The sequence below is a fragment of the Leucobacter allii genome (genome assembly GCF_022919155.1).
Lineage (GTDB): Bacteria > Actinomycetota > Actinomycetes > Actinomycetales > Microbacteriaceae > Leucobacter > Leucobacter allii.
The window spans coordinates 165,859-192,828 of record NZ_CP095045.1; the positions used below are offsets into that span (position 1 = coordinate 165,859).

Annotated in this window: 23 protein-coding genes; 12 read left to right on the forward strand and 11 right to left on the reverse strand. The window is 73.2% G+C overall.

The genetic code is table 11. From position 1 onward, the window contains the following. Positions 1–3 precede the first annotated feature (3 nt). From MUN78_RS00725 to MUN78_RS00735, 3 genes are read left to right on the forward strand one after another with little or no spacing between them, the layout of a single operon-like run. Positions 4–885: a branched-chain amino acid ABC transporter permease gene (locus MUN78_RS00725; RefSeq protein WP_244692439.1), complete on the forward strand. Its 882-nt coding sequence runs from the start codon at positions 4–6 to the stop codon at positions 883–885. Beyond that, on the forward strand, positions 885–1,940 hold the full coding sequence (locus MUN78_RS00730; protein WP_244692440.1) for a branched-chain amino acid ABC transporter permease: 1,056 nt from the start codon (positions 885–887) through the stop codon (positions 1,938–1,940). Before MUN78_RS00725 ends, MUN78_RS00730 begins: the two co-directional genes overlap by 1 nt. A 34-nt stretch (positions 1,941–1,974) precedes the next feature. Continuing rightward, a complete protein-coding gene (locus MUN78_RS00735) occupies positions 1,975–3,210 on the forward strand; it encodes an ABC transporter substrate-binding protein (protein ID WP_244692441.1) in 1,236 nt (411 codons plus the stop codon). Between the two features lie 147 nt (positions 3,211–3,357). Here MUN78_RS00735 and MUN78_RS00740 read toward each other — a convergent pair whose 3' ends face one another. The 7 genes from MUN78_RS00740 to MUN78_RS00770 form a co-directional block, all read right to left on the reverse strand. Beyond that, the gene (locus MUN78_RS00740; RefSeq protein WP_244692442.1) at positions 3,358–4,008 is read right to left on the reverse strand and encodes a GntR family transcriptional regulator; all 651 of its coding nucleotides are present in this window, start codon (positions 4,006–4,008) and stop codon (positions 3,358–3,360) included. Positions 4,009–4,053: 45 nt separating this feature from the next. Beyond that, the gene (folE, locus tag MUN78_RS00745; RefSeq protein ID WP_244728131.1) at positions 4,054–4,704 is read right to left on the reverse strand and encodes a GTP cyclohydrolase I; all 651 of its coding nucleotides are present in this window, start codon (positions 4,702–4,704) and stop codon (positions 4,054–4,056) included. After that, a complete protein-coding gene (locus tag MUN78_RS00750; RefSeq protein ID WP_244692444.1) occupies positions 4,704–5,297 on the reverse strand; it encodes a PadR family transcriptional regulator in 594 nt (197 codons plus the stop codon). The genes folE and MUN78_RS00750 overlap by 1 nt, the downstream gene beginning before the upstream one ends. A 71-nt stretch (positions 5,298–5,368) precedes the next feature. After that, complete coding sequence (ligM, locus tag MUN78_RS00755; RefSeq protein WP_244692445.1) at positions 5,369–6,775, reverse strand: vanillate/3-O-methylgallate O-demethylase; 1,407 nt, start codon at positions 6,773–6,775, stop codon at positions 5,369–5,371. A 53-nt stretch (positions 6,776–6,828) separates the two neighbouring features. Beyond that, on the reverse strand, positions 6,829–7,701 hold the full coding sequence (gene purU, locus MUN78_RS00760; RefSeq protein ID WP_244692446.1) for a formyltetrahydrofolate deformylase: 873 nt from the start codon (positions 7,699–7,701) through the stop codon (positions 6,829–6,831). Between the two features lie 9 nt (positions 7,702–7,710). Then, positions 7,711–8,628, reverse strand: coding sequence for a methylenetetrahydrofolate reductase (locus tag MUN78_RS00765; protein ID WP_244728133.1), 918 nt, complete (start codon positions 8,626–8,628; stop codon positions 7,711–7,713). 594 nt (positions 8,629–9,222) lie between these two features. Next, on the reverse strand, positions 9,223–10,239 hold the full coding sequence (locus MUN78_RS00770) for an o-succinylbenzoate synthase (RefSeq protein WP_244728135.1): 1,017 nt from the start codon (positions 10,237–10,239) through the stop codon (positions 9,223–9,225). A gap of 57 nt (positions 10,240–10,296) precedes the next feature. On the opposite strand from MUN78_RS00770, the gene MUN78_RS00775 reads away from it, so the two are divergent. Genes MUN78_RS00775 through MUN78_RS00785 form a run of 3 tightly spaced genes read left to right on the forward strand, consistent with a single transcriptional unit; the run spans position 10,297 to position 13,415 of the window. Further along, positions 10,297–11,031 carry a VIT1/CCC1 transporter family protein gene (locus MUN78_RS00775; RefSeq protein ID WP_244728137.1) on the forward strand — a complete coding sequence of 245 codons (735 nt, stop codon included), beginning with the start codon at positions 10,297–10,299 and terminating at the stop codon, positions 11,029–11,031. A 51-nt stretch (positions 11,032–11,082) separates the two neighbouring features. Next, the gene (locus tag MUN78_RS00780; RefSeq protein WP_244692450.1) at positions 11,083–11,997 is read left to right on the forward strand and encodes a 1,4-dihydroxy-2-naphthoyl-CoA synthase; all 915 of its coding nucleotides are present in this window, start codon (positions 11,083–11,085) and stop codon (positions 11,995–11,997) included. Continuing rightward, positions 11,997–13,415 (forward strand): MFS transporter, encoded by a 1,419-nt coding sequence (locus MUN78_RS00785; RefSeq protein ID WP_244728139.1) that lies wholly within the window; start codon positions 11,997–11,999, stop codon positions 13,413–13,415. Before MUN78_RS00780 ends, MUN78_RS00785 begins: the two co-directional genes overlap by 1 nt. A 4-nt stretch (positions 13,416–13,419) precedes the next feature. Here the strand turns inward: MUN78_RS00785 and MUN78_RS00790 are convergent, their stop codons facing one another. Then, positions 13,420–14,592, reverse strand: a complete 1,173-nt coding sequence (locus MUN78_RS00790; protein WP_244728141.1) for a PucR family transcriptional regulator — start codon at positions 14,590–14,592, stop codon at positions 13,420–13,422. A gap of 153 nt (positions 14,593–14,745) precedes the next feature. On the opposite strand from MUN78_RS00790, the gene MUN78_RS00795 reads away from it, so the two are divergent. The 4 genes from MUN78_RS00795 (at position 14,746) to MUN78_RS00810 (ending at position 20,876) form a co-directional block, all read left to right on the forward strand. Beyond that, positions 14,746–16,077: an MFS transporter gene (locus MUN78_RS00795; RefSeq protein ID WP_244728143.1), complete on the forward strand. Its 1,332-nt coding sequence runs from the start codon at positions 14,746–14,748 to the stop codon at positions 16,075–16,077. Positions 16,078–16,175: 98 nt separating this feature from the next. Beyond that, positions 16,176–17,879 (forward strand): thiamine pyrophosphate-dependent enzyme, encoded by a 1,704-nt coding sequence (locus MUN78_RS00800; RefSeq protein WP_244728145.1) that lies wholly within the window; start codon positions 16,176–16,178, stop codon positions 17,877–17,879. Continuing rightward, positions 17,876–19,534, forward strand: a complete 1,659-nt coding sequence (locus MUN78_RS00805; RefSeq protein WP_244728147.1) for an amidohydrolase — start codon at positions 17,876–17,878, stop codon at positions 19,532–19,534. The genes MUN78_RS00800 and MUN78_RS00805 overlap by 4 nt, the downstream gene beginning before the upstream one ends. A 79-nt stretch (positions 19,535–19,613) precedes the next feature. Beyond that, on the forward strand, positions 19,614–20,876 hold the full coding sequence (locus tag MUN78_RS00810) for a M20 family metallo-hydrolase (protein WP_244728149.1): 1,263 nt from the start codon (positions 19,614–19,616) through the stop codon (positions 20,874–20,876). Between the two features lie 60 nt (positions 20,877–20,936). Here MUN78_RS00810 and MUN78_RS00815 read toward each other — a convergent pair whose 3' ends face one another. Next, positions 20,937–22,202, reverse strand: a complete 1,266-nt coding sequence (locus tag MUN78_RS00815; protein ID WP_244728150.1) for a D-alanyl-D-alanine carboxypeptidase family protein — start codon at positions 22,200–22,202, stop codon at positions 20,937–20,939. A 216-nt stretch (positions 22,203–22,418) separates the two neighbouring features. Between MUN78_RS00815 and MUN78_RS00820 the strand changes: the two genes are divergently transcribed. Further along, on the forward strand, positions 22,419–23,606 hold the full coding sequence (locus MUN78_RS00820) for an acetyl-CoA C-acyltransferase (RefSeq protein ID WP_244728152.1): 1,188 nt from the start codon (positions 22,419–22,421) through the stop codon (positions 23,604–23,606). A 97-nt stretch (positions 23,607–23,703) separates the two neighbouring features. Here the strand turns inward: MUN78_RS00820 and MUN78_RS00825 are convergent, their stop codons facing one another. Both MUN78_RS00825 and MUN78_RS00830 read right to left on the reverse strand, forming a co-directional pair. Next, positions 23,704–24,771: a quercetin 2,3-dioxygenase gene (locus tag MUN78_RS00825; RefSeq protein ID WP_244728154.1), complete on the reverse strand. Its 1,068-nt coding sequence runs from the start codon at positions 24,769–24,771 to the stop codon at positions 23,704–23,706. A gap of 82 nt (positions 24,772–24,853) precedes the next feature. Then, positions 24,854–25,813: an alpha/beta hydrolase gene (locus tag MUN78_RS00830; protein ID WP_244728156.1), complete on the reverse strand. Its 960-nt coding sequence runs from the start codon at positions 25,811–25,813 to the stop codon at positions 24,854–24,856. A 110-nt stretch (positions 25,814–25,923) separates the two neighbouring features. Between MUN78_RS00830 and MUN78_RS00835 the strand changes: the two genes are divergently transcribed. Beyond that, entirely contained in the window at positions 25,924–26,835 is a 912-nt protein-coding gene (locus tag MUN78_RS00835) for a LysR family transcriptional regulator (protein WP_244728158.1), read from the forward strand. Positions 26,836–26,970 lie beyond the last annotated feature (135 nt).

A 26,970-nucleotide genomic window follows, 5' to 3' on the forward strand; every position in this document is an offset into this window, starting at 1 on the left:
CCGATGGGTATCTTCATCCAGCTCTTGATCGACGGGCTGTCGACGGGCTCCATCTACGCGGCGCTGGCGCTCGCCATCGTGCTCGTCAATCAGGCCACCGGCATGATCAACTTCGCGCAGGGCGCGCTCGCCGTGCTCTCCGGCTACATCGCCTTCGCGCTGCTGAACGCCGGGCTGCCCCTCATCCTGGCGATCCTGGGGTCGATCCTCATCTCCTTCGTCATCGGCGCCGCCGTCGAGCGGCTGCTGATCCGTCGCTTCGAGCGCGGCGATCCCGACACCGCCGTCGTCGTCACCATTGGCCTGCTCACGCTCATCACGGGCGTGTGCGCCTGGCTCTGGTCGTACAACAACCGCATCTTCCCCTCGCTCTTCCCGAACGAGACCCTCGAGCTGCTCGGCGCGAAGGTGAGCCTGCGCTCCCTGGGCACCTTCGTCGTCATCGTCGCGATCATGGGCCTGCTGCAGCTGCTCTTCGTCGGCACCAAGCTCGGGCTCGCCCTGCGGGCGGTGTCGATCAACCCCCAGTCCGCGGCCTTCTCCGGCATGCCGGTCGGCCGGCTGCTCATGGTCGGCTGGGGCCTCGCCGCGGCGCTCGGCGCCGTCGCCGGCGTGCTCGTCGCCCCGCAGCTCACGCTCACGCCGGGGATGATGGACAACGCGCTCGTCTACGCCCTCGCCGCCGTGATCCTCGGCGGGCTCACGAGCCCCGTCGGGGTCGTCCTCGCCGCGTGGATCATCGGCGTGCTCGAGAACCTCGCCGCGGTCTACATCCCCTTCATCGGGCACGACCTCAAGGTCGTCGTCCCGTTCCTCCTGATCGTCGTGGTGCTCGTCGTGAGACCACAGGGCCTCTTCGGCCGGAAAGCGGTGGTGCGAGTCTGATGCCGAACAACGCGAACCAGTCCTTCCTGCGGCGGCCCGTCGTGCGGTGGGGCGCGCTCATCGTGCTGGTCGTGATCGCCGCGGTGCTGCCCCTCGTGCTGCCCGAGATCGCGAACGACACGATCGCCCGCATCGGCGTCTTCGCCGTGGCCGTGCTCGGGCTCAACGTGGTGATGGGCTACGGCGGCCAGGTCTCCCTCGGCCAGATCTTCTTCCTCGGGCTCGGCGCCTACGTCACCGCGTACGGGGCGACGCACGACTGGAACATCGTCTTCACCTTCGTGCTCGCGCTGCTCCTGCCCGCCGTCATCGGCCTGCTCGTCGCGCTCGCCGCGGCCCGGCTCGGCGGGCTCGCCATCGCGATGGTGACGATCGCGCTGCCGATCATCGGCCTGCCGCTCGCGAAACGGCTGAGCGACTGGACCGGCGGCTCCCAGGGGCTCTCCTCCCGCTTCTCCGACGCTCCCGAGTGGACGGGGCTCTACAACGACCAGTGGAAGCTGTATCTCGTGCTCGTCATCGGCGCCGTCACCTTCGTGCTCGTGCGCAACTTCGTGCGGGGCAAGTTCGGCCGCGCGCTCGCGATCGTGAAGGAGAACGAGGCGGTCGCGAGCTCGATGGGCATCTCGCCCTACTGGTACAAGGTGCTCGCCTTCACCATCGCCTCGCTCGTGGGCGGCGTCAGCGGCTTCCTGTACATGGCGGTGGTCCAGTACACCTCGCCCGAGACGCTCGCCTTCCACCACTCCATCACGCTCGTCGCCTCGATGGTGATCGGCGGCGCTGCCACGATGACCGGCTCCGTGCTCGGCGGCGTCTACTACGTGTTCGTCCCGATGCTCACGAACGCGATCGACCCGAACCTGACCGCGGCGCTGCAGGGCGCGATCCTGCTGATCGTGCTCTTCGTGCTGCCGGGCGGGCTCGTGTCCCTGCCGCGCCGGATCGCCGCGCTGCGCCGACGCCCGAGCGGCCAGGCGCCGCCGGGCGGCGCGAGCCTTGCTCCAGACCCAGACCCCGAACCCGCGCCGACGACGACGCAGAACGAAAGGTAGATCGATGACGATGACCAGGACCACACGGAGGATCATGAGCGCGGTCGCCCTGACCGCGGCCGTGACGCTCGCCTTCACCGGCTGCGCGCGGGACGGCGGCGGCGGAGGAGGCGGCCGGGAGGGCGGGGGCGAAGCGAGCCCCGGGATCACGGACGACTCGATCACGCTCGGCATCACCACCCCGCTCAGCGGAGCGACCGCCGGGCCGGGCACCTGCACCGTCGCGGGCCTCGAGGCCTACATGGGCGCCGCGAACGCCGACGGCGGCATCGAGTTCGGCGACGGCAAGACCCGCCAGGTCGAGATCGACGCCATGGACGACGGCTACGACCCGCAGAAGGCCTCGGCGAACTACCAGGCGCTCAAGGGCAAGGCCTTCGCCATCACCTCGGGCCTCGGCACGCCCACCAACCTCGCGTGGCGCGAGGCGGCGAACGCCGACGAGGTGCCGCAGGCCTTCGTGATGACCGGCGACCCGATCTTCAGCGACCAGGAGGAGAGCCCCTGGTCGCTCGGCTGGGTGCCGGTCTACCAGAACGAGGGCCAGGCCTTCGGCGAGGCGCTCGCCGCCTCGGGCGAGGACCACAAGGTCGCGATCCTCTCCCAGAACGACGATTACGGCGAGGGCTACGTCGAGGGCTTCAAGGAGGGCATCGCCGGCGCAGACAACATCGAGATCGTCAAGGAGCTCACCTACGAGGCGACCGACACCGCGGTCGACGCGCAGCTGACCGAGCTCGCCGCCACCGATGCCGACATCTTCTTCAACGCGATGTCCATCACGCCGCTCGTGATCTCCTCGATGCAGCGCGCGCAGAGCATCGGCTGGAGCCCGAGCTGGTTCCTGCCGTCGAACACCTCGAGCCCCTCGGCGATCCTCGAGCCCGGCGGCGGGGCGGCGTTCCCCGGCGTCTACTCGGTCGCGTTCGCGAAGGCCCCGGCGTCGCCGGAGTTCGCGGAGGACGAGGACGTGCAGACGTTCCTCTCCGACCTCAAGGAGTACGCGGACTACCAGGACACCCCGGCGTTCCCGCACTGCATGTGGAGCTACATGCTCGGCGCGACGCTCGAGCAGGTCTTCCAGAGCATGGAGGAGCCTACGCGCGCCGAGTTCATCCAGCGGATGCGCGAGGTCGAGCAGTTCCAGGCGCCGCTGATGCTCGAGGGCACCTACGTCGACACCACCGAGGACGGGCAGCCCGCGGTCTCCACGGTCGTCGTGCAGAAGTACAACGGCAAGGGCTACGACACGGTCGAGGCGATCGGCTAGCCGTCGCGCCCGCCCCCGCTTCCGCGGGGAGCGCCCGACGAGCCGGGGCCCGGAGACGGGCCCCGGCTCGTCGCATGCGCGGGGAACGCGGCGCGGCGCCCGCGGCACCGGGAGGCGCGACGTCGCTCCGATCCCGCGAGCCGCGGGCTAGGAGCTCGCGCGCAGCGTCTCGATGATGGCCGTGAGGTGGGCGCGCGTCGCGGCCTCCGCGGCGTCGGGGTCGCGCGCGATGACGGCGTCGATGATCGCCGTGTGCTCGCCGAGCGAGCGCTGGGCGCGCGCGGGGTCGAAGGCGAGCCGGAACTGGTGCCGCGCGGCCTGGGCGCGCAGCCGCTCGAGCAGCTGCGCCGCGAGCGCGTGTCCCGCGATGTCGCGCAGCCGCTGGTCCAGCTCCTGGTTCATCGCGGCGTAGCGCATGAGGTCGCCCGCGGGCACGGCCTCGCGCATGCCCGCGCGCAGCTCGCCGAGCTCGGCGGCGTCCTCGTCGCTCAGCCGCTCGGCCGCGAGGCGGGCGACGAGCGATTCGAGGCCGACGCGCACCTCCACGATCTCCACCGCCTCCTCGACGGTGATGGCGCGGACCCGGGCGCCCCGGTTCGGCATCCGCTCGACGAGGCCCTCGTTCTCGAGCGTCATCAGCGCGGCTCGGATCGCGGTGCGCGAGGCGGCGAACTGGCCGCTGAGATCGGCCTCGATCAGCCGCTGGTGGGGCGCGAAACCGCCCTCGAGGATCTCCCTGCGGATCGCGAGGGTGAGATCGTCCGCCGTGCTCGGCGTCTTCGGGGGGTTCCCCACCATGCGAACTCCCGGGATTCCACGATTGTCGATGACTTCTCAGACAATCTAAGCCTGTGCGCGCGGGCCTGACAAGTCCGCGTCGGATCCAGATCCGGATCCCGGGGACTCCGGATCCGCGAGCGTACCGCGGCTGCACGTCGTCATCATGCGCACGGAGGCCGCGCCGTGCTCGAGCATCGTGACGCAGCCGTGGGAGGCCTCGATGCGCACGCGCACGCCGTGCGGTTCGAGCACGGTCATGAGGGTCTGGGCGATCTGCTCGCCCATGCGCTCCTGCAGCTGCAGGCGCTGCGAGGCGGCCTCGACGAGCCGCACGACCCGGCTGAAGCCCGCGAGCCTGCGGTCGGGGGCGTAGGTGACGTCCACCGTGCCCTCGAAGGGGAGCAGGTGGTGCGGGCAGAGCGAGCGGAACGGGATCTCGGAGACCACGACGAGCTGTCCGAGCGACTCCGCGTCCGTGATCGCCATCGGGGTGCCGAGCGCGGACCCGAGGTCGGCACCGGCCTGGGCGAAGAGCCCGACGGCCAGCTCGGTGACGCGCTCGGGGGTGCGGCGCAGCTCCGAACGCTCGGGATCCTCGCCCATCGCCGCGAGGAACTCGGCGACCGCGCGCATCGCGCGCGGCCGGTCGACCTCGCGGGGCGCGGGCGTCGCGGATCCCGCGCCGCCCGGCGCAGTCGTCGGACCCGGGTGCATCAGCGCGCCCCCGGCCCCTCGAGCTCGTCGATGAGCCGGAGCCCGCGCTCGGCCCAGGCGATCTCGCCGCGCGCGCGATCCGCGAGCCCGTCGTAGGCGAAGCGCTTGTACGCGATCGTCCGTTCGCGGTCCTGCTCGGAGGTGACGGCGAGGCGGCGCACGAGCATCGGATTGTCGATCGCCTCGATGTGGCTGAGCTCGCCCTCCCAGCAGGAGAGCTCGTGCTCCCAGTGGGCGATGTGCGCGCGCAGGAATGCGCGGGCGGCCTCGGGATCGGCGCTCTCGAGATACGCGGCGCGCAGATGCGCCGCGTCGCGGATGCGCTGGTACTCGGGAGCGCTGTCGAGCCAGTCGGTGAAGGCGCGCTCCCCGTCCTCGGTGACGTGGTAGACCTTCCGCATGCCGCGCTCGCCGCGCGTCTGCTCCTCCACGGTCACGAGGCCCTCGAGAGCCATCTTGCGCAGTTCGGGGTAGATCTGGGAGTCCGCGGCGTGCCACACGTGCCCCACGGACTGGGAGAACTGCTTCTGGAGGTCGTAGCCCGAGAGCGGGCCGACCCGCAGCAGGGCGAGAAGCGCGTGGCGCAGGCTCATGGTCGTCTCCTCGAGGATGGCTGGACGGCGTCGGAGGGCCCGGTCAGAGACGCGGGCCCTCCGGTTCCAGGTTAGGACTCCTGGTATCCGGTGCGCCAGCCGCCCTGGTAGGTCCTGCGGGCGACGGTGGAGTAGGGCACGGGGCTGACGACGGCGCGCACGTCCGTCTGCTCGTGCGTCTCGACGGAGGCCTTGCTGGTGCCGCCGTTCGGCTCGCCCCAGACCACGCGCAGCTCGGTGCCCTCGGGGACCGACGGATCGACGGTCGCGAGCGAGAGACCGCGGCGCTCGTTCGCGCTGTAGCCGGTGAACATGGAGTAGCCGACCACGTTGTCGTCGGCGTCGACCACCGCGTCGTAGTTGGCCGAGCCGTAGTTCGCGAGCGGCAGGTCGAAGAACTTGTAGTTCGGTCCGTCGACGTTCAGCAGCGAGGTCCACACCTTGCCGAGGTCCTCGGCGTTCCAGGCGAGGGTGACCTTCTTGCGCTGCTGGGCGGGGTCCATCTGCTCGAGCGCGTCGCGGCCGATGAAGTCGTGATCGAACTTCACGAAGGAGCCGTAGCCGAGCTCCCACGGCGTGAGGTAGTAGTCCTCGATGTTCTCGGAGACGAAGGAGCCGGCGAGCGTGCCCGTCGCCTCGTAGCTGTCCACGCCGAGCCACTCGCGGTAGGCGCGCTCGGCCTCACCCGTGTAGATGGCGGGGAGCGGCGAGGGGATCCAGCCCGACTCGAGCGTGTTCGAGGGGTAGGCCCGGGAGCCCACGGGGAGCAGGCCGAACTCGGCGCCGGCCTCGACGATCGCGTCGCGGATGTGATCGTGATCCGCGTACGGGCCCCAGATCTCGAGGCCGGGGGCGCCGGCCATGCCGTGGCGGAGCGTGCGGACCTCCTTGCCGGCGATCCGCATCGTCGACATGTTGAAGAAGCCGAGCTTCTCGAGCGGCCCCCCGTTGAGCTTCTCGATCACGGCCCAGGCGTTCGGCCCCTGGATCTGGAAGCGGTAGTACTTGCGCGCGACCGCGGCGCCGTAGGGGCGCGACGGGGAGCGGCGATCCACCTCGATGTCGAGGTTCTGGTAGCCGCCGGTCTCGCCGTGGAACATCAGCCAGTTGGACGCCGGGGCGCGGCCCACGTACACGTACTCGTCCTCGGCCTCGCGGAAGAGGATGCCGTCGCCGATGACGTGGCCCGCCGCGGTGGTGGGGACGTACTGCTTCGCCTTGTTCACCGCGAAGTTCGCGACCGAGTTGATCGCGGTGTCCGAGATCAGCTTGATGGCGTCGGAGCCCTTGAGGAACACGTTGTCCATGTGGTGCGACTGATCGTAGAGGACCGCGGTCTCGCGCCACGCGCGCTGCTCCTTGATCCAGTTGGTGAAGTCGGCCGGCACGACGGGGTAGATGTACGAGCCGATCTGGGAGTTGCGCAGCAGCTCGACCGGGTTGGTCTGATCGAGCAGTTGCTGGAGATTGTTCGCCATGGTTGAACCTCTCTGTTGCGGGTGGAAGGGGAGCCTCGGGGGAGGGACCCGTGTCAGTTGAAGACGATGGTGGAGTTGCCGTTGCGGATCACGCGGTCCTCCGCGTGCCAGATGACGGCGCGGCTGAGCACGTTGCGCTCGACGTTCGCGCCCCGGGTCTGGAGCTCGGCGGCGGTCTGCGAGTGCGTCACCCGGATGACGTCCTGCTCGATGATCGGGCCCTCGTCGAGGTCCTCCGTCACGTAGTGGCTCGTCGCCCCGATCAGCTTCACGCCCCGCTCCTTGGCCTTGCGGTAGGGGGCGGCGCCGATGAAGGCCGGCAGGAAGGAGTGGTGGATGTTGATCACGGGCACGCCGACCTTCTGGAGGAAGTCCCCCGAGATGATCTGCATGTAGCGGGCGAGCACGACGAAATCGACGTTGCCGGTGAGCAGCTCGAGGATGCGCGCCTCGGCCTCCGACTTGTCCGGCCCCTGCGAGGGGACGTGGAAGAAGGGGACGCCGAAGGAGCGGACGTCCTCCGCCACGTTCGTGTGGTTGGAGATCACCATGGGGATGGTCACCGGCAGGTCGCCGCGCCGCTGGCGCCAGAGGAGGTCGAGCAGGCAGTGGTCGCTCGTGGAGGCGAGCACCGCCATGCGCTTGGGCACCGACATGTCCTCCAGGCGCCAGGAGACGCCGAAGGGCTCGAGCGTGCGCTCGAGGTCCGCCTCGATCTCGGGGCGGGCCGCGGTGAAGTCGGTGCGGTGGAAGACCAGGCGCTGGAAGAAGGCGCCGCCCTCGGGGTCGTCGGTGTACTGGTCGAGGGAGACGATATTCGCGCGATTGCGGGTGATGAGCGTCGTGACGGCGGAGACGATGCCGGGCTGATCCGGCCCGTGCACGATCAGGCAGGCCTGATCCCTCCGGGCTTCGATGATGGTCATGCTCGCCCCCTACGCCTGCGCGCCCGTGGCGAAGCTGCGCGCCCACTCCGCGGTCGCGCGGAGCCCGCCGAAGGTGTAGAAGTGGGTACCCACGACCCCGGACTCCGGATGGGACTCGAGCCGCTGGCCGAGCTCGGTCATGAAGCGGTCGGGCCCGGCGGTCCCCATGAGGTTGGTGAGCGAGAAGCCGTACTTCTTCACGATGCCGGCGCTCGAGCCGACGCCGAAGCGGCGCGCGTAGTTCAGGAGGCGCTTGATGCCGGCGGGGCCGGGCGTGCCGATGCGCAGCTCGGAGTCGATGCCGCGCGAGCGCACGCCCTGGACCCACGAGAGGACGGCGTCGGCGTCGAAGGCGAACTGGGTGAGGACGACGGCGCCGAGGCCCTGCTCCTGCAGCGCGGCCGACTTGTCCTCGAGGTGCTTCCAGAGCACGTCGTCCGCGATGTCCGGGTGACCCTCGGGGTAGCCGGCGATGCTCACCTCGGCGACGCCGTAGCGCTGGAGGATCCCGGTGCGGATGACCGACAGCGAATCGGGGTAGGGGCCCTCGGGCGTGGCGGGGTCGCCGCCGACGCAGAACACGTGCTCCGTGGCCCCGACCTGCTGCAGGCGGTCGAGGAACTCCTCGAGCTGCGCCTGGGAGGAGAGCCGTCTGGCCGAGATGTGGGGCACGGGCACGAAGCCCATGTCCTTGACGGCCTTCGCGGCGTTCACGCGCATCTCGAGATCCTCGTTGCCGAGGAAGGTCACGTTGATCTTGGTGCCGAGGGGGATCGCGTCGCGGGCCTCTTCGAGCCCCGGGACATCCTTGCCGGTCATCTCGAGGGAGAAGCCGTCGAGCAGCTTGAGGGCGGCGGAACTCGTCACGGTGTCGTCCTTTCCCGGGGTGCCGCGTTGCACCCACGTGAACAGAGTAACGATGGACATAGCCTATGTCCATAGGTAAATCGAGATTCTTCGGGATCGTCGCCCCGCGGGGCGACGATCCCGCCACCCCGCCACCCCGCGATCCCCCGGCCCCGCGATCCCGGGATCCCGCGGCCCGCGATCCCGCCACCCCGCGACCCGCCACCCCCGCAGCACGCGCAGCACCCGGGAGCCGCAACGCGCGCAGGATCCGGGTCGCTGCGGCAGGGTGCGCGGCCGACGCACCCTGCCGCAGCGACCCGGATCCTTATTCCTCTCCGTGGGCCCCGACCCGCCCCATTCCGGAGTCCCGAAACCGGAATCTCCGAGCGCGGCCCTCCGAGCGCCCCCGAGCTCACACCCTGAGCATGAACCCGGACCTTCGAATCTCCGAACCCGGGGTCCCCGGGACGCCTCCATCCCCGGATTGTCCCGACAACGATCGCTCTCCGCCCGATCCCCTTTCAGGATCCGGGTCGCTGCGGCAGGGTGCGCGGCCGACGCACCCTGCCGCAGCGACCCGGATCCATGGGGAGCGGGCAGACGCGAGCGGAGGGGGTGAACGCGACGCGAGGGGACGAGAGGGGACGCAGGGGAGCGGGCGACTCGGGCGGCTCAGGCGGGGAGGCGGGCGTAGGCGCGGCGCACGCGCTCCCGCCACCACGCCTCCCGCTCGGGCCGTGCGCGATGGCGCTCGAGTCGCTCGGGGTCGAGCGCGGGGCGGCGCACGGCGATCGCGCCGTCGACCGGGAGCAGGGGGTCCGCGACCACGTCGCCGGCGAGCAGTGCGGCCGTGCCCAGCCCGCAGGCCCCCGCGAGCGCGCCGTCGGGGAGGGCCGCGGCGAGCCGCAGCCCCATCGCGATCCCCACGGAGGTGTCGAGCGCGCTCGACACGACGACCGGGAGACCGGCCTCGGCCACGATCCCGAGCGCCCGCCCGATGCCGCCGAGCGGCTGCGCCTTCACGACGAGGAGGTCGGCGGCGCCCGCGCGGGCGACGGCGAGCGGATCCTCCGCCTTCCGCACGCTCTCGTCGGCCGCGATCCGCACGGGGATGCCGCGGGCCCGGAGCCCCAAGCGCACCGCCGCGAGCCCGGGGACGTCCGCGCACGGCTGCTCCGCGTAGTCGAGGCCGACGGGGGCGAGGGCCTCGAGCGCCGCGAGCGCCTCCGCGACCGTCCATCCGCCGTTCGCGTCGATGCGGATCAGGGCATCGGGGCCGAGGGCCGCGCGCACGGCGCCGACCCGCGCCGCGTCCTCCGCGAGCGTCTGGCCGCGCTCGGCGACCTTCACCTTCGCCGTCCGGCAGCCGGGGAAGCGGGCGAGGATCCCGGGCACCGCCGCTGCCGGCACCGCCGGCACCGTCGCGTTCACCGCGATGCGCTCGCGCCGAAGAGCCGGCTGCTCCCGCCAGCCGAAGTCGAGCGCCGCGGCGAGCCACGCCGCGGCCTCCGCATCGCCGTACTCGGGGAACGGCGAGAACTCGCTCGCTCCGAGCGGCGCGTCGAAGAGCGCCGCCTCGCGCACGGTCACCCCGCGGAAGCGCGTGCGGGTGGGGATCGCGACGACCCGCATCGCGTCGAGCACCGCGTCGAGGGGCGGGCGGGCGGATCCGGCGGGGCGAAGCTCCATGCTCCGATCCTGCCACGGGTGCTTGGACCCGCGGGCGTTCCGCGGGACAATGGCGGCATGACCGAGCGCAGCGAGACGACGCCGGCGGCGCACGCCGGGGAGGCCCACGAGCAGAGCGTGGGGCGGCGGCTCAACTGGTTGCGGGCCGGGGTGCTCGGCGCGAACGACGGGATCGTCTCGACCGCTGGCGTCGTCATCGGCGTCGCCGGCGCCACCCCGGGCAACGTGCTCGCCATCGCCACCGCGGGGCTCGCCGCGCTCGTCGCGGGCGCCTTCTCGATGGCGGGAGGGGAGTACGTCTCGGTGAGCACGCAGCGCGACACCGAGCGCGCGCTCATCGCGAAGGAGCGGCGCGAGCTGCGCGAGATGCCCGAGGCCGAGCTCGCGGAACTCACCGGCTTCTACCGCGAGCGCGGGCTCTCGGAGGAGCTCGCCGCCCGGGTCGCCGAGGAGCTGACGGCGCACGACGCGCTCGCCGCGCACGCCGAGGTCGAACTCGGCATCGATCCCGACGAGTACACGAGCCCGTGGGCGGCAGCCGTCTCCTCCTTCGTCGCGTTCACCGCGGGCGCCCTGATCCCGCTCATCATGATCCTGCTGCCCTTCGGCGAGCACCGGGTCTGGATCGCCGCGGCCGCGGTCGTCATCGGGCTGCTGCTCACCGGATGGATCAGCGCAGCGCTCGGGGATGCGCCGCGGGTGCCGGCGATCGTGCGCAACGTCGTGATGGGCTCCGCCACGATGGCGGCGACCTACCTCATCGGCATGCTCTTCGGGGTCGCCGTGTCCTGAGCGGGCATCCCCTCCGGCGCCCGCCTCCGACCCTGGGAATAGGGTGGAGGCATGACGCACCAGGTATCCGAGCTCTTCGACCCGGCCGAGTGGGAGCTCGCACCCGGCGCCGAGGGGTACACCGACATCACCGCCCACCTGAGCCGCGACGGCCGCATCGCGCGGGTCGCATTCGACCGTCCCGAGGTGCGCAACGCCTTCCGCCCGCGCACCGTCGACGAGCTGTACGACGCCCTCGACCGGGCGCGCATCGACCCGCGGGTGGGGGTCGTGCTGCTCACCGGCAACGGCCCGTCGCCGAAGGACGGCGGCTGGGCCTTCTGCTCGGGCGGCGACCAGCGCATCCGCGGCCGCGATGGGTACCGGTACTCGGACTCCGAGACCGCTGTCGGCCCCGAGTCGGCCGCGCGGGCCGGACGGCTGCACATCCTCGAGGTGCAGCGCCTCATCCGCTTCATGCCGAAGGTCGTCATCGCGCTCGTGCCGGGCTGGGCGGCGGGCGGCGGGCACTCGCTGAACGTCGTCTGCGACCTGACGATCGCGAGCCGCGAGCACGGGAGGTTCAAGCAGACCGACGCCGACGTCGGCTCGTTCGATGCGGGCTACGGCAGCGCCTACTTCGCCCGGCAGGTCGGGCAGAAGTTCGCACGGGAGATCTTCTTCCTCGCCGAGACCTACGACGCGGAGCGGGCGCGCGAGATCGGCGCGGTCAACGCGGTCGTCGCCCACGCGGAGCTCGAGCGGACGGGGATCGCCTGGGCGCGGACCATCCTCGGGAAGTCGCCGACCGCGATCCGCATGCTCAAGTACGCGATGAACGCCGTCGACGACGGCATCGTCGGCCAGCAGCTCTTCGCCGGCGAGACCACCCGCCTCGCCTACGGCACCGACGAGGCGGTCGAGGGGCGCGACTCCTTCCTGGAGAAGCGCGAGCCCGACTGGTCGCCGTTCCCGTACCACTTCTGATGCGGCGGCTCACCAGGCGACCGCCCACCTGGGCCGTCATCGCCGCGCTCGCCTTCGCCGGGCTCAACTCGGCGTTCATGTTCACGCTCGTCGTGCCGCTGCAGGGGGAGCTGCCCGAGCTGCTGGGCGCCTCCAAGGAGGACGCCGCGTGGGTCGTGACGATCACGCTGCTCGTCGCGGCCGTCGCGACACCGATCTCGGGGCGTCTCGGCGACATGTACGGGAAGCGCCGCGTGGTGCTCGCGCTCCTCGCCGCGCTCATCGTCGGCTCGGTCGTCGCGGCCCTCTCGCAGTCGGTCCCGGGGATCATCGCGGGCCGCGGACTGCAGGGGATCACCACGGGCGTGGTGCCCCTCGGCATCGCCATCATGCGCGACGTCCTCCCGCCGGCCCGGCTCGGCACCGCCGTGGCGCTCATGAGCGCCACGATGGGGGTGGGCGGCGCGCTCGGCATGCCGCTCGCGGCATTCATTGCCGAGACCTCCGACTGGCATATGCTGTTCTGGGTATCCGCGGGGCTCGGGGTGCTCTGCGTCGTCGCGGTCGCCCTCGCCGTGCCGGAGGACACGCTGCGCTCGCCCGGCCGGCTCGACCTGCTCGGGGCGCTCGGCCTCGCCTTCGGCCTCACCGGCCTGCTGCTGTACGTGTCGCGCGGCTCGGACTGGGGGTGGGGATCGGCGCCCGCGCTCGCCTCGCTCGGTGCGGGGATCGTCGCGCTCCTCCTCTGGGGCGTCTACCAGCTGAGGACGGCCGAACCGCTCGTGGACCTCCGGGTGGCCGCGCGCCGCCCCGTGCTGCTCACGAACCTCGCCGCCATCGGCATGGGCTTCGCGCTCTTCGGCTCCAACGTGACCTTCCCGCAGCTGCTCGAGCTGCCCGCGGAGACGGGCGTCGGCTTCGGGCTCACGATGATGGAGGCGGCGATCTGCATCATGCCGGCCGGCGTCATCATGATGGTGCTCTCGCCGCTGTCCGGCTGGCTCGAGCGGCTCTTCGGTCCGCGCCCGCTCTTCACCATCGGCACGGCGAGCATCGTGCTCGCCTACGTCTTCGTGCTGCTGTGGTCCTCGGAGATCTGGCACATCGTCGTCGCCAACGCGATCATCGGCATCGGCATCGCCTTCGCCTTCGCGGCCATGCCGATGATCATCATGCGATCGGTGCCGGCCGATGAGACCGGGGTCTCCAACGGCCTCAACGCGCTCTTCCGCTCGGTGGGCACCTCGAGCGCCTCGGCGGTGATGGGCGGGGTGCTCGCGGCGATGAGCACGACGGTCGACGGCCGGGCGATCCCCACGGAGGCCGCGTTCGTCACCTGCTTCTGGATCGCGATCGCCCTCGCCGTCGCCGCCACCGCGCTCACCTGCTTCATCCCGCGCGGACCGAGCGCCGAGCGCCGCCCCTCCCTGCCCGGGTAGGCGCCTAGGCCCAGCCGATCACGAGGCGCGCAGCCTGCTCGGGGACGAGCGGGTCGACGCCCGTGAGCTCGGCGAAGCGCCGCAGCCGATTGGTCACCGTGTTGCGGTGGCAGAAGAGCTCGGTCGCGGAGCGGCCGATGCTCCCGGTCGCGAGGTAGCTGCGGGTCGCCTCCTCGAGCCGCGTCCGCTCCGCCTCCCCGCAGCCGGCGAGCGCTGCGTTGACGTCCTCGATGATCGGACTGCCCGCCGCGAGGAGCCCGCGCCCGGCCATCCGCGCCCAGCCGCGGTTCCAGGTCATCGCCCCGCTCTCCTCGGGTCGGAAGAGCCGCGCGAGATCCCGTGCGGTCGTGGCCGCCCGTCGCAGACCCGGCATGCCGGATTCCGCGACGACGACGCCGACCCGGAGGTCGAGCACGCCGTGCGCCAGCTCCTCGAGCCGCGATCCGGGGAGCGCGAGGCGCTGCGTGAAGACGACGAGGGTGTCGCCGAGATAGTAGGTGAAGACGGTCGCCCCGGCCCGCTCGAGCTCAGAGACGTGGACCCGCAGCGCCGCGACATCCGCCTCGATCGCCGCCGCGACGAGCAGCGGGGCCTCGTGCGGGACGCCGAGGGCCTCGGCGATGCCGCGCAGCCGCTCCTCCGTCGGCTGCGGCTCCTGGAACAGCGAGGCCACGAGACCGCGCCGCACGGACGAAGCCTCCTCCTGCATCCGGGCGCGCTCCTCCACGTAGGCCTGCTGCGTCTGCCCCGCGTACTCGTCGACGGTGCGGAGCACGTTGCCCGTGTGACGGACGATCAGCTCCGCGTCCTCGGCGGTCGCGACCCGGGTGAGCGCATCCCACAGCACCGTGAAGTCGAGCCGGATCGCGGTCATGAGCGAGGTGATCGGGATCCCGGCGCGCGCGCGGGACACCCCGACATCGCTCGACACGGGGATCCGGGCGCCGAAGCCCCCGTCCCGCAGCCCGTCGACGAGCGCCTCGAAGGAGAGCCTGCCCGTGCGCCGGACCTCGGAGAGGGGCACGGGCGGCGGGTCGTACCCCGGGATCTTCACGACGAGGCCGAGGAACGTCTCCGTGAGGGCGTCGACGTCGAGGCGGTCGAGCAGCTCGGACCAGCGGCGCGCATCCGCCGGCTCGGGGATGCCGCTGAGGCTGCGGGGAGACTCGGGGTGCATGCCCCCAGAATATGTGCATATGCACAGGGCGTGCGCGAGAATCGGGGGCGATGGACGCCCGCACCCGGGCAGAATCCTTGAGAGGCTCGACTACCGAGACCGCCGCACCCGCGCCGGTCGATCCTCAGCCCGCATCCCTCGACGGAGAGAAACTTGAGCGAGACAACGCACACGGCGTCGATCGAATACGACGCGACGCAGGAACTGAGCGTCAAGGACGCGAACAAGGTCGCCCTCGGCGCCCTGATCGGCACCGCCCTGGAATGGTACGACTTCTTCCTGTTCAGCGCCGCCGCAGCCCTGGTCTTCAACGTCCAGTACTTCACGAGCGAGAACGCCACCGCGGCGGCTCTCGCCTCCTTCGCCACCTTCGGCGTCGGGCTCGCGGCGCGACCGATCGGCGGCATCATCTTCGGCCGCATGGGCGACCGCGTCGGCCGCCGCAAGGTGCTCATGATCACGATCGTCGGCATCGGCCTCGTGACCGGCCTCATCGGCCTGCTGCCCACCTACGCGGCCATCGGCATCGCCGCCCCCGTGCTCCTCGTGCTGCTGCGCGTGCTGCAGGGCCTCTTCGTCGGCGGGGAGTGGTCGGGCGCCATGACGATCGTCGTCGAGAACGCCCCCCTGCACCTGCGCGCCCGCTACGCGGCGATCCCGCAGATCGGCTCGCCGATCGGCACGATCCTCTCCTCGGGCGGCTTCTTCGTCATGACGCTCCTCTTCTCGCAGCAGAACTTCGACGCCTGGGGCTGGCGCATCCCGTTCCTCATCGCCCTGCCGCTGCTGCTCATCGCCGTCTACATCCGCTCGAGGCTGGAGGAGTCCCCGGTCTTCCGGCAGCTCGAGGAGTCCGGCGAGGTCGTCAAGAGCCCCGTCCTCACGACCTTCCGCGACAGTTGGAGGCAGATCATCGTGGGCATGGCGGCCGCGCTGCTCGGCGTCGGCGGCTTCTACCTCGTGACCGCGTTCTGCGTCTGGTACGGCGTGAACGTGCTCGGCTACTCCTCCTCGCTCATGCTCCTCGGCAGCATGGTCGCGGCCGCCGTCGAGATCCTGGCCCTGCTGTGGGGCGGCAGCCTCGGCGCCAAGTACGGGGCCAGCAAGGTGATCCTCTGGGGCGGCATCGCCTCGGCGATCGTCTCGGTCCCCGCGTTCCTCATGCTCTCCTCGGGCAACCCGGTGCTCGTCGTCGTCTCGATGACCCTCGCCGTCGCGGCGCTCTCCCTGCCCTACGCCGCCTCGGGCACCGTGCTCACCGGTCTGTTCCCCGCGAAGACCCGCTACACGGGGGTCGGCATGGCGCAGAACGTCGCCGGCATGCTCTCCGGCTTCATCCCGCTGCTCGCGACCGGGTTCGTGGCCGGCGCCGCCAACCACTGGTGGCCGGCTGCGGCGATGCTCGTCTTCCTGTCGCTCTTCAGCGCCGTCGCCGGCGCGATCGCCCCGCGACTGAGCGTGAAGCTCCCCGGCTTCAAGCACTGACCGCTGTCCGACGGGCCGGTCCGGTGCTCCGGGCCGGCCCGTCGTCTCCCCATCGCGCGATCCCTCGCGCACCGATCCCACGAAAGGACCTGGCGCACATGGCGCAGTCAGCCGGACACCTCATCGTCAAGACCCTCGAGACGCACGGCGTCGAACGCGTGTACGCGGTCCCGGGCGAGAGCTACCTCGACGTGCTCGACGGGCTCCACGACTCCCCGATCGAGACGATCGTCTGCCGGCACGAGGGCGGCGCCGGCTTCATGGCGCTCGCGGAGGGGCGGCTCACGGGACGCCCGGGCGTCGCCATGGTCACGCGCGGCCCGGGCGCCGCGAATGCGATGATCGCCGTCCACACGGCGTGGCAGGACGCCACCGCGCTCGTGCTCTTCGTCGGCCTCATCCCCGTCGCCGATCGGGAGCGCGACGCGTTCCAGGAGTTCAGCCTCACGGGGTGGTTCGGCTCGACGGCGAAGCGCGTGCTGACCATCGACGATCCCGACCGCGCCGGCGAGCTCGTGGCCGAGGCGATGCGGGTCGCCGCGTCGGGGCGTCCGGGCCCGGTCGTCATCGGCCTCCCCGAGGATCTGCTGGTGCGCGAGACCGACGCGGCGGCGCCCGCCGCGATCCCGCCGGCACGCCCGCAGCCGGCGCCCGCCGAGCTCGACGCGCTCGCGAGCCGTCTCGCCGGCGCGCGCCGGCCCGCCCTCGTGCTCGGCGGCGACGGCTGGCAGGCCGGGGAGGGCCGCGCGCTCCTCGCCTTCGCCGAGGCCGCGGGCATCCCCGTGTTCTGCGACTGGCGCGCCTACGACGCGGTGCCGCACGCGGGCGCGGCCTGGGCCGGGTGGCTCGGCTACGGCCGCGCCGACGCCGTCGCCGCCGGCTACGCCGCCGCCGACCTCATCGTCTTCGTCGGCTGCGGCCGCGCCGATGTGTCGAGCGACGGCTACACCCTCGGCTTCGACGCCGAGACCGTGGTGGTCGGCCCCGATCCCGAGGCGACCATGCACGCGGGACGCATCGACCAGCAGATCCTCGCGACCCCGGCCGCCTTCGTCGCGGCGCTCGCCGACGTCGATGCCGCGCGGGCCCGCGGGTCGCGCGACGACGCCTGGATGCGCGGCCGCGCCGAGGCGCAGGCGCGCTTCGCGGCGCACCGCCCCGACGCGTCCGTGCCCGGGGTCCCCGGGTCGTCCGGCATCCCCGAGGGCCTCGCCGAGCCCGGCGTCGATCTGGGGATCGCCTTCGGCCTGCTCGACGAGCGGCTGGCCGGGGAGGCCGTGCTCGCCTTCGGCGCCGGCAACGCGACGATCTGGGCGCACCGCTTCGTGCGGCACCTCGCCCCCGCGAGCCTCGTGGGCGCGCGCAACGGCGCCATGGGCCTCGCGGTCCCCGCGGCCGTCGCCGCGTCCCTCGCCTTCCCCGAGCGGCGCGCCGTCGCGGTGTGCGGCGACGGCGACTTCCTCATGAACGGGCAGGAGCTCGCGACGGCGTTCGCCCACGGCGGCGCACCGCTCGTGATCGTGGTCGACAACGGCGTGTACGGCACCATCGTGCAGCACCAGGAACGGCACTACCCCGGGCGCCCCTCGGGCACGCGCATGGCGAACCCCGACTTCGCCGGATGGATGCGCAGCTTCGGCGGCCACGGCGAGCGCGTCGAGCGCACCGAGGACGTCGAAGCCGCACTCGATCGCGCGCTCGCCGCCGACGGCCCCGCGCTGCTCCACCTCATCATCGACGCGGCCGTGATGCCCCCGGCCTCCTCCGAGATCGCCGCGGCCGACGCGGGGGTCTCCGCATGAAGCTCGATCTCGTCGTCCGTGCCGCCCGGATCCTGACCCTCGACCCGGAGCGCCCCGTGGCCACGGCCCTCGGCGTCCTGGGCGATCGCATCGTCGGCTTCGACGAGGAGATCGCCGGGCTCGAGGCGCTGCGCACCGAGGACTTCGGCGACGCGACGGTCACTCCCGGGCTCATCGACGCCCATTGCCACACGGCGTGGTGGGGCCTCGGCCTCGCCGCGATCGACCTCGCCGCCGCGCGCGGCCTCGACGAGCTCTACGCGATGATCGCTGCCGAGGTCGCCCGGCTCGATGCGCTCGGAGACGCGGATGCCTGGGTGCACGGGACCGGCTTCAACCAGTCGCATCACGACGGCGCCTTCCCCGACATCGCACGTCTGGACGAACTCACGGGGAACCGGCCGCTGTACCTGCGGCACACTTCGGGGCACGCCTCCATCACGAATTCCGCCACGCTGCGCCTCGTCGGCGCGCTCGATCCCGGCTTCGCCGATCCGGTCGGGGGCGTCGTGGTCCGGGACGCCGCGGGCCGCCCGACCGGGCTCGTCGAGGAGGCCGCGCAGGGCCTCGTGCAGGCGCTGCTGCTGCCCTACTCGACCGAGCGGCTCGTCGACGCGCTCGAGGCGGCCACCTCCCGGTACGCCGCCCAGGGCATCACGAGCTTCACCGAGGCGGGCGTCGGCGGCGGCTGGATCGGCCACAGCCCCATCGAGGTCGCCGCGTATCAGGCGGCCGCCGAGAGCGGCAGGCTCCACGCGCGAGCGCAGCTCATGCCGGCGATCGACGCGCTGCGGCCGCTCGCCGGCCACGCCGCCGACTTCGCCCGCGAGGGCGCCGGCGCCGGGCTCGATCTCGGCATCCGCTTCGGCTTCGGCGACGAGCTCGTGCGCTTCGGGCACGTCAAGGTGTTCCTCGACGGCTCGCTGCTGGGCGCGACGGCCGCGGTCACCGAGGACTACTGCGGGCACGAGCACAACACGGGGTACCTCCTCGACGAGCCGGCCGTGTACCGGGAACGCGCGCTCGCGGCGTACCGGTCCGGCTGGCCGCTCGCCCTCCACGCCATCGGCGACGCCGCGATCGATCTCGCCCTCGATGTGATCGAGGAGGCGCAGGAGCGCTACGGCGCGCGTGCCGTGCCGTGCCGCATCGAGCACTTCGGGATCGCGCGGCCGGATCAGGTCGAGCGCGCCGCGCGGCTCTCGATCGCGGTCACCCCGCAGGCCGGCTTCATCGGCCCGCTCGGCGACCAGATGGCGGCCCGGGTGGGCGCCGAGCGCGAGTCGTGGCTCTACCGCGGCCGCTCGGTCATCGACGCGGGGATCCTGCTCGCGGGCTCCTCGGATCTGCCCGTCGCCGACAACGACCTGCGCCGCGGCATGCAGGCGGCCGTGGATCGGCGCACCGACAGCGGGGCCGTCCTCGGCGCCGCGGAGGCGATCACGCCGGAGGAGGCGCTGCGCACCCACACGGAGTGGGCCGCGCGCGCCACGGGGCAGATCGCCGACAAGGGCACGCTCGAGCGCGGCAAGCTCGCCGACCTCACGGTGTTCTCCGCCTCGCCGCTCACCGCTCCGCGGATCGACGAGCTCGAGATCGTCGCCACCGTGCTCGGCGGCGCGCTGAGCCACGACGCGCGATCCGCCGCGTCCTGACCGTCGCCCGCAGATCCGCACGACCCGATCCCGAACCGCCACTCCCGCAACGACCCCCGCCGCCCCGAAAGGACGACCCATGACGCAGCAGCACGACGACGCCTTCCTCGCCGACTGGGCGGTGCACTCCCGCTTCGGCGCGGTGCCCGGCACGAACGGCGTCGACCGCCAGGCGGCCTCCGCCGCCGACGGCGAGCAGCGCGCCTGGTTCGCCGAGCTGCTCGAGTCGCACGGCTTCACGGTGCACCGCGACCGGATCGGCAACCAGTTCGGGCTGCTCGAGCTCGTGCCCGGAGCGCCGTACGTGCTCACGGGCTCGCACATGGACTCGCAGCCGACCGCCGGGCGCTTCGACGGCGCGTACGGGGTCATGGCCTCGGCGCACGCCTGCATCCGCGCCGCCGAGGAGCTCCGCGCCGCGGGCGAGACCCCCCGCCACAACCTCGCGGTCGTGAACTGGTTCAACGAGGAGGGCTCGCGCTTCAAGCCCTCGATGATGGGCAGCAACGTGTTCACGGGGAAGTCCGAGCTGGAGGAGGCGCTCGCGACGCGCGATCCGCGCGGCGTCACCGTGCGCGAGGCGCTCGACGCCCTCGGGGAGCGCGGCGACGCCGACGTCTTCGCCGCGGGCGGGCGGGAGCTCGCCTCCTACGCCGAGATCCACGTGCAGCAGGGCCGGAGCATGGAGGAGGAGGGTGTCACGATCGGCCTCGTGAACGCCACCTGGGCCGCGCACAAGTTCGACTTCGTCGTGCGGGGCGAGCAGGCGCACAGCGGATCGACGCTCATGGCGGATCGTCGCGACGCGCTGCTCGGAGCCGCCCGACTGGTGGTCGCGGCGCGCGAACTGGTCGACGAGTTCGAGCCGGGGCAGCTGCACACCGCCTGCGGCGAGCTGAACGTCTACCCGAACTCCCCCGTCGTCGTGGCGAGCGAGGTGCGGCTGCTGCTCGACCTGCGCTCGCCGAGCGCGGAGGTCATCGCCGCGGCGCACGCCTCGCTCATGCGCACGATCGAGCGGGTGCAGCGCGAGGACCGGGTGGAGATCGGGATCGTCGCCGAGCACAGCTGGGACCAGAACCCCTACGCCGAGGCCGGGGTTGAGCTGGCCCGCGAGGTCGCCGAATCGCTCGGCCTCGCCCACGACCGGGTGATGACGGTGGCGGGGCACGACTCCACCAACATGAAGGACGTCGTGCCGACCGTGATGCTCTTCGTGCCGAGCGTGAACGGCGTGTCCCACAACCTCGACGAGCACACCCGCGACGAGGATCTCCTCGCCGGAGTCGCGCATCTCACCGGCGTGATCCGCCGTCTCGCCGCGGGCGCCCTCGCGGACTGAGCGCGGCCCGTGGCCCGCGGCCCGCGGACGCGCCGGCCGCCGAAGGCCCGCGCGGGCGCCTCAGCCGCCGAACAGGCGGGCCGGGTGCGCGACGCGCCACCAGAAGCCCGGTTCGGCGATCTCCGCGGTGGTCACGACGGGCACGTCCCCGTCGCCGCTCGGCGCGGCCACGGCGACGGTGCCCGCGCGCTGCCCGGCGTCCCCGATCCGGAGCTCCGCGAGGGTCGCCGTGCGCGTCGCGGACTCCCCGGGGATGAGCACGGCCTCCGCGGCGCCTGCGGCGACGAGCGGCACGCGGAGCCCGTCGACCGTCGTCGCGACGCCGATCTCCTCGCCGGCCGCGACCACGTCGATCGCCTGCGGCGCCGCGTCGAGCGCCGCGAGCACGGCGACGCTGTCGGCGAAGCGCGCGTTCGCGGTGTCGCGCCCGAGCACCACGGCGAGCTTCACGAGCGCGCGTCCCGACGCCTCGCCCGCCTGGGCGGAGGCGAGGTTGTACCCCGCGATGCTCGTGCGGCCGGTCTTGAGCCCCCGGATGTCGGGGAGCGCGCCGAAGAGCGGATTGGTGCTCTCGACGGTGCCGATGCCCCACGGCAGGTCCGCCTCGGGCATCGACACGATCTCGGCGACGGTCTCGTCGCCGAGGGCCAGTCTGGCCACGCGCAGCACGTCGGCGGGGGACGCCGCATTGCGCTCGTCCATGCCCGTCGGTTCGAAGAGCGTGAGCGAGTCGAGGCCGTGGCGCTGCGCCCAATCGTCGACGGCCGCGACGAAGCTCGCGGTGTCGCCGAACACCGAGGCGGCGTAGGCCGCGGCGAAGTCGTTGGCCGAGGGGATCAGCGCGAGCATGAGCATCTGGCGCGTCGTGACCTCGGTGCCGACCGGGATCGGGTAGGCGACCCCGTCCTCGGCGAGGTACTCCTCCGTGCGCTCCCGATCCTCGGCCGTCCATACGTGCACCGGCCCCTCGGAGCCGGCCTCCAGCGGCGCGGCCTCGAGCGCGACGAGCACGGTCACGAGCTTCGAGATGCTCGCGATGGGCGCAGGCTCCTCGGAGTTCGCCCAGATCTCCTCGCCGTCGAGCCAGCCGGCGGCCGTGGGGCGGGGCTGCGCATCCACCGCCGCCTGCACCGCGGCCGGATCGGCGTCGATGCGCTGCTCGGCCGCCCCCGAGACCGCGAGCGCGGGCGCGGGCAGCGGTGCGAGCGCGCAGGCCGCCGCGTAGCCGCCGACGAGCAGCGCCGCGAGGGCCGTGAGCGTCGCCGCGAGCCGGCGGCCGCGGCGGCGGGAGACCCGGGGGCTCGGGGAGGGATCGGGATCGGTCACCCGACCAGCGTAGGCGGCCCCGCCGGTCCGGCTCCGCGCGGCCCCGGCGGTTCGCCCGCGCCGCGCCGCATCGCCTCGCGGTGCCGGCGTGCCCGCTCTGCACAGCAGCTCCCGGCGGCGGTGTGCGAAGTGCCCCGTGACGTTCGGAGGCGGATCGGGCAGGATGATGCGGACGGGACCGGCTCCGGATCCCGCCGCGACCCCGAGGAGGCCCCGATGCCCGCCCATCCGCCCGTGCTCATCGCGGGGTACGCCCGCACCCCGTTCGTCCGTTTCGCCGGGCAGTTCGCCGCGCAGCCGGCGACGACGCTGGGGGCGCACGCCGTGCGCGCCGCGCTCTCGCGGGCGGGCGTGGCGCCCGAGCAGGTGGATCAGCTCGTCGCCGGGCAGGTGCTGCAGGCGGGGGCGGGGCAGAACCCGGCCAGGCAGACCGCGGTGGGAGCGGGGATCCCGCTGTCCGTGCCGGCGCTCACGGTGAACGCCGTGTGCCTCTCGGGCACCGAGGCGGTGTCGCAGGCGGTGCGGCTCATCCGCGCGGGCGAGGCCGAGATCGTGGTCGCGGTGGGGCAGGAGTCGATGTCGCTGGCCCCGCACGTCGTGCCGCTGCGGGCCGGGGTGAAGTACGGCGATGCGGCGCTCGTGGACACGGTGGAGCGCGACGGCCTGTCGGATGCGTTCGATCAGGTGGCCATGGGGGCGCTCACGGAGACGGGGAACGCGCCGCACGGGCTGACGCGGGAGGCGCAGGACGCCTTCGCGGCGGCCTCGCATCAGCGGGCGGCCGCCTCGGCGGAGTTCCTGGCCGGGGAGATCGCACCGTTCGCGGTGGCGTCCCGCCGCGGCGAGCAGCTGGTGTCGACGGACGACGGGGTGCGCGCGGACACGACGGCGGAATCGCTCGCGGGGCTGCGGCCCGCCTTCGCGCAGGACGGCACGATCACGGCGGGGAACGCCTCGCAGATCACCGACGGCGCGGCGGCGCTCGTGCTCGTGAGCGAGCGCGCGGCGGAGCGGATCGGGATCGCCCCGCTGGCGCGGGTGGAGGCGACGGCGTTCGTCGCGGGCCCGGATACGCAGCTGCACGCGCAGCCCGCGCGGGCGGTGGCCGCCGCGCTCGCGAAGCTCGACGGCGACGTCGGCGCGTCCGATCTGCGCGCGGTCGAGATCAACGAGGCGTTCGCCGCGGTCGGGCTCGTGTCGATCGCCGAACTGGGCGTGGACCCGGCGATCGTGAACCGGCACGGCGGGGCGATCGCGCTCGGTCACCCGATCGGGGCCTCGGGGGCGCGGATCGTGGGAACGCTCGCCCGTCAGCTCGCGGCCGAGGGAGCGGGGGCGCTGGGCGCCGTCGGGATCTGCGGCGGCGGGGGACAGGGATCCGGGGTGGTGCTGCGCGCCGTGTGAGCCCGCCGGGGCGCCCCCGGCGCCCCCGGCACCGCCGGAGCCCGGCCCATGGCGCCGCCGGGCATCGCGGCGGCTCCGCCCGGCGCGGCGGCTCGGTTCAGCCCTGCGGGCTGTGCGCCGTGCCCTGCGGCGGCGGGCCCACCACCTGCAGGTCGAGGTCCGGGGCGCCCTGGATCCCGCCCATGATCACGGACGGGTTCACGAGCCCCTCCGTGTAGACGCGATCCGCCGTGTGCTCGGAGGTCACGTCGAAGAAGGGCTCGAACACGTCGCTCGAGAGGATCCCGAGCATGCGGGTGTGGTGCGCGCCGATCGCGAAGCTGTGGATGGTCCCGGCCGGGGCGTGCACGAAGTCGCCCTCGGTGAGCAGCACCTCCTCGCCGTTGACCCACAGCCAGACGCGCCCCGAGAGGCAGAAGAAGTTCTCGGTGTGCAGCCGGTGGAAGTGCTGGATGATGTACGGCTGCGGCGCCGCGAGCGTGTGCACCGCGAAGTACCGACCGCCGGTGTTCCGGCCGCGGCTGACGTAGGAGTTCACCGCGTCGGGCCAGGCGCGGTGATCGCCCTCGAGCCCGCGCAGCACGTACGGCTCCTCGCCGGCGGGCAGGGCGTCCTCCCAGGCCGCCGCGTCGTCCGCGTCGGCGTGCGGCACCGCGGGCAGCGGTTCGCGGCTCGCGCCCTCGGGGAGGATGAGGGCGTCGTCGCCGCGCCGCGCGGAGTAGATGAAGCTGCGCGTGCCCGCGTCCGAGGCGAGCAGCGCGTCGAGCGCCCCGCCGGGCGCCGAGTACATGAGCATGCGGCTGAGCTCGGAGAGCATGCGGTAGCCGAACGGCGTGCCTGGCGGCACTTGCACCGCGTCGCCGCGGCCGAGCACGCGCGAGCGGTCGCCGAGCCAGATGCGGATCTGCCCGTTGAGCACGGCGAAGGTGCGGTGCACGTCGGGAACCGCGTGGAGGGGGGATTCGGCGCCGCGCGGGCCGGTCACGTAGGCCGCGTCGAACGCGCCCCCCGTGTCCTGGGTGCGCGCGATGACGGTCCAGAGCTGGCCCGCGGTCTCGAAGCGCAGCCCCTCCCCGCTCGCGAGATGGTAGGGCACGGCGGCGCCGGGCAGCGCGCCGTGGGCGAGCCGCATGCCGTTGACGTCGGCGACGGTGGGGGTGGTCATCGGGACTCCTTCGTTCGAGCGGGGCGACGACGGCCGAGCGGCCGGCGCCGTGGTCGGAGGGGCGGTCCGGCCGAGGGGCGGTTCAGCCGAGGTGCGTGCGGAAGAAGCGGTCGACGGCCGCGAAGCCGAATCGGGCGGGACGCGCGGGGCCTCCCGTGCGATCGCGGTACTCGGCGTCGGCCTCGCCCTCGGCGTCGAGCCTGCCGTCGTCCATCACGGACCGCAGCGCCACGTCGAGGCGGCCGGAGGGGTTCAGGAAGCCGTGCCGGTACCCGGTGAGCAGGAAGATCTCGGCGTCGGCGCCCGCGGCGACGAGGGCCTCGTGGAGCGCGACGCTCTGCCGGTGGTGCACGAGCGGATCGGCCGTGCCGTGCGCGAGCTGGAACGCCGGAGCCGCTGCGGAGACGAAGCTCAGCGGGGAGGCGGTCGCGGCGAGCTCGGGGGCCTCGTCGGGGACGGCTCCGAGCAGCCGCGACTCGGGGAAGCCGGCCGGATCCGCGTCGGGGCGCGCCGCGCGGGCGTCGGCGACGACGCCGAGGAGGTCGACGGGCGGATACCCGGCGGCGACGGCGCGCACCGAGGCATCGACGGATGCCGTGTCCGATCCCGTCTCCGCATCGGCCTCCTCGCCGGGGAATCGCGCGATGCCGCCCGTGACCCCGGCGAGCGCCGCGAGGTGCCCGCCGGCAGAAGCGCCCCAGAGCCCGATGCGCTCGGGATCGAGTCCCCAGCGCGAGGCGTTCCGCTTGAGGAAGCGGATGGCCGCGCGCACGTCGTGCAGCTGCGCGGGGAAGCGGGCGCTCCCCGAGAGGCGGTACTCGATGCTCGCGTAGGCGAAGCCCGTCGCGGCGGCGCGCGCGGCGAGGTCGGGGGCGAGGCTGCGGTCGCCGGTGAACCAGCCGCCGCCGTGGAGCCAGACGACGAGGGGGATGTCCGCATCCGCGGCGGGCGCGGGCGGGAGCCGCAGATCGAGCAGCAAGGGCCCCTCCGCGCGCTCGGCGTAGGCGATGCCGGAGATCAGGGGGTCGCGACTGCGGGACATGCCGTCATTCTCGCGGAGGCGCGGCCGTGCGGGCCAGCCGGCGGCGGACCGGGTTTCCGCATCGATGTTCGGCGGATCCGGATGACGCGCGGGGCGACTACAGTCGAGGCGTGGACGTGACGCTGCACCAACTGCGCTGTTTCCTCGCGGTGTCCGCGAGCCTGCACTTCGCGCGCGCGGCGGAGGCCCTCCGGATCGGCCCGTCGACGCTCAGCGAGCAGATCGCCACGCTCGAGCGCGTGCTCGGCAGGCGGCTCTTCGAGCGCGGGCCGCGCGCGGTCAGCGTGACGCCGGAGGGCGAGGAGCTGCTCCCGCTCGCGCGTGAGGCGGTCGCGGCCGCCGACGCCGTGCTCGCCTGGGGTCGCGGGCCGCAGCGGGCCGCGCTCGTCGTGGGGACCGCGGGGTCGAGCCACGGGCTGCGGGCGATCCTGCAGGCGGCGGCCGAACGGCTGCCCGAAGTGTCCCTCAGGCTCCAGCCCGTGGGATTCACGGGCGGGCTGCGCGCCGTGCGCCGCGGGGAGGTCGACTGCGCCTTCGCGGTCGGGCTGTCCGCGGAGGCCCCGCCCGAGGGTCTGCGCAGCTGGGAGCTCTGGTCGGAGCCGCTGCTCGTCGCCGTCCCCGACGCCCACCCGCTCGCGGCCCGGGCGAGCATCGCGGTGGAGGAGCTCTGGGGGGAGACGCTCATCGGCGCCGCCCCGTCCGAGCCGCGCGCCGAGGATGCGCGCGACCCGTGGTACGCCGGCATCGATCCGAGCCTCACGGAGCGCTGCCGGATCCTGCCGCTCGTGAGCAGCGCCGACGAGACGATGGAGCTCGTCGCCGCCGGGACCGGGCTGAACATCGCCGGATCGGCCGCGCGCGAGTCGTACCACCGCCCGGGGATCCGCTTCGTGCCGCTCGAGAGCCCGCTCGAGGTCCGGTCGCTGCTCGTGCTGCGCGACGAGCGGCCGAGCGCGGCGCTCGCGGCGTTCGTCGCGCTCGCCCGCGATGTGGCGGCCGACGGCCCGCGCGCCGCGGGCTGAACCTCCGCACTGCGGGCCGAACCCCGGCGCACCGCGGGCCGAACCCCGGCGCACCGCGGGCCGAACCTCGGCGCACCGCGGGCTGGAGCGCGGAGCGTCCGGCCGAACCGGATCCTCATCCGGAAATCCCCGGTC

Bases quoted from the DNA above. Each gene is read 5' to 3' on its own strand.
- MUN78_RS00725 (WP_244692439.1), top strand. From the start codon at position 4: ATGGGTATCTTCATCCAGCTCTTGATCGACGGGCTGTCGACGGGCTCC.
- MUN78_RS00730 (WP_244692440.1), top strand. From the start codon at position 885: ATGCCGAACAACGCGAACCAGTCCTTCCTGCGGCGGCCCGTCGTGCGG.
- MUN78_RS00735 (WP_244692441.1), top strand. From the start codon at position 1,975: ATGAGCGCGGTCGCCCTGACCGCGGCCGTGACGCTCGCCTTCACCGGC.
- MUN78_RS00740 (WP_244692442.1), bottom strand. From the start codon at position 4,008: ATGGTGGGGAACCCCCCGAAGACGCCGAGCACGGCGGACGATCTCACC.
- folE (WP_244728131.1), bottom strand. From the start codon at position 4,704: ATGCACCCGGGTCCGACGACTGCGCCGGGCGGCGCGGGATCCGCGACG.
- MUN78_RS00750 (WP_244692444.1), bottom strand. From the start codon at position 5,297: ATGAGCCTGCGCCACGCGCTTCTCGCCCTGCTGCGGGTCGGCCCGCTC.
- ligM (WP_244692445.1), bottom strand. From the start codon at position 6,775: ATGGCGAACAATCTCCAGCAACTGCTCGATCAGACCAACCCGGTCGAG.
- purU (WP_244692446.1), bottom strand. From the start codon at position 7,701: ATGACCATCATCGAAGCCCGGAGGGATCAGGCCTGCCTGATCGTGCAC.
- MUN78_RS00765 (WP_244728133.1), bottom strand. From the start codon at position 8,628: ATGTCCATCGTTACTCTGTTCACGTGGGTGCAACGCGGCACCCCGGGA.
- MUN78_RS00770 (WP_244728135.1), bottom strand. From the start codon at position 10,239: ATGGAGCTTCGCCCCGCCGGATCCGCCCGCCCGCCCCTCGACGCGGTG.
- MUN78_RS00775 (WP_244728137.1), top strand. From the start codon at position 10,297: ATGACCGAGCGCAGCGAGACGACGCCGGCGGCGCACGCCGGGGAGGCC.
- MUN78_RS00780 (WP_244692450.1), top strand. From the start codon at position 11,083: ATGACGCACCAGGTATCCGAGCTCTTCGACCCGGCCGAGTGGGAGCTC.
- MUN78_RS00785 (WP_244728139.1), top strand. From the start codon at position 11,997: ATGCGGCGGCTCACCAGGCGACCGCCCACCTGGGCCGTCATCGCCGCG.
- MUN78_RS00790 (WP_244728141.1), bottom strand. From the start codon at position 14,592: ATGCACCCCGAGTCTCCCCGCAGCCTCAGCGGCATCCCCGAGCCGGCG.
- MUN78_RS00800 (WP_244728145.1), top strand. From the start codon at position 16,176: ATGGCGCAGTCAGCCGGACACCTCATCGTCAAGACCCTCGAGACGCAC.
- MUN78_RS00805 (WP_244728147.1), top strand. From the start codon at position 17,876: ATGAAGCTCGATCTCGTCGTCCGTGCCGCCCGGATCCTGACCCTCGAC.
- MUN78_RS00810 (WP_244728149.1), top strand. From the start codon at position 19,614: ATGACGCAGCAGCACGACGACGCCTTCCTCGCCGACTGGGCGGTGCAC.
- MUN78_RS00820 (WP_244728152.1), top strand. From the start codon at position 22,419: ATGCCCGCCCATCCGCCCGTGCTCATCGCGGGGTACGCCCGCACCCCG.
- MUN78_RS00825 (WP_244728154.1), bottom strand. From the start codon at position 24,771: ATGACCACCCCCACCGTCGCCGACGTCAACGGCATGCGGCTCGCCCAC.
- MUN78_RS00830 (WP_244728156.1), bottom strand. From the start codon at position 25,813: ATGTCCCGCAGTCGCGACCCCCTGATCTCCGGCATCGCCTACGCCGAG.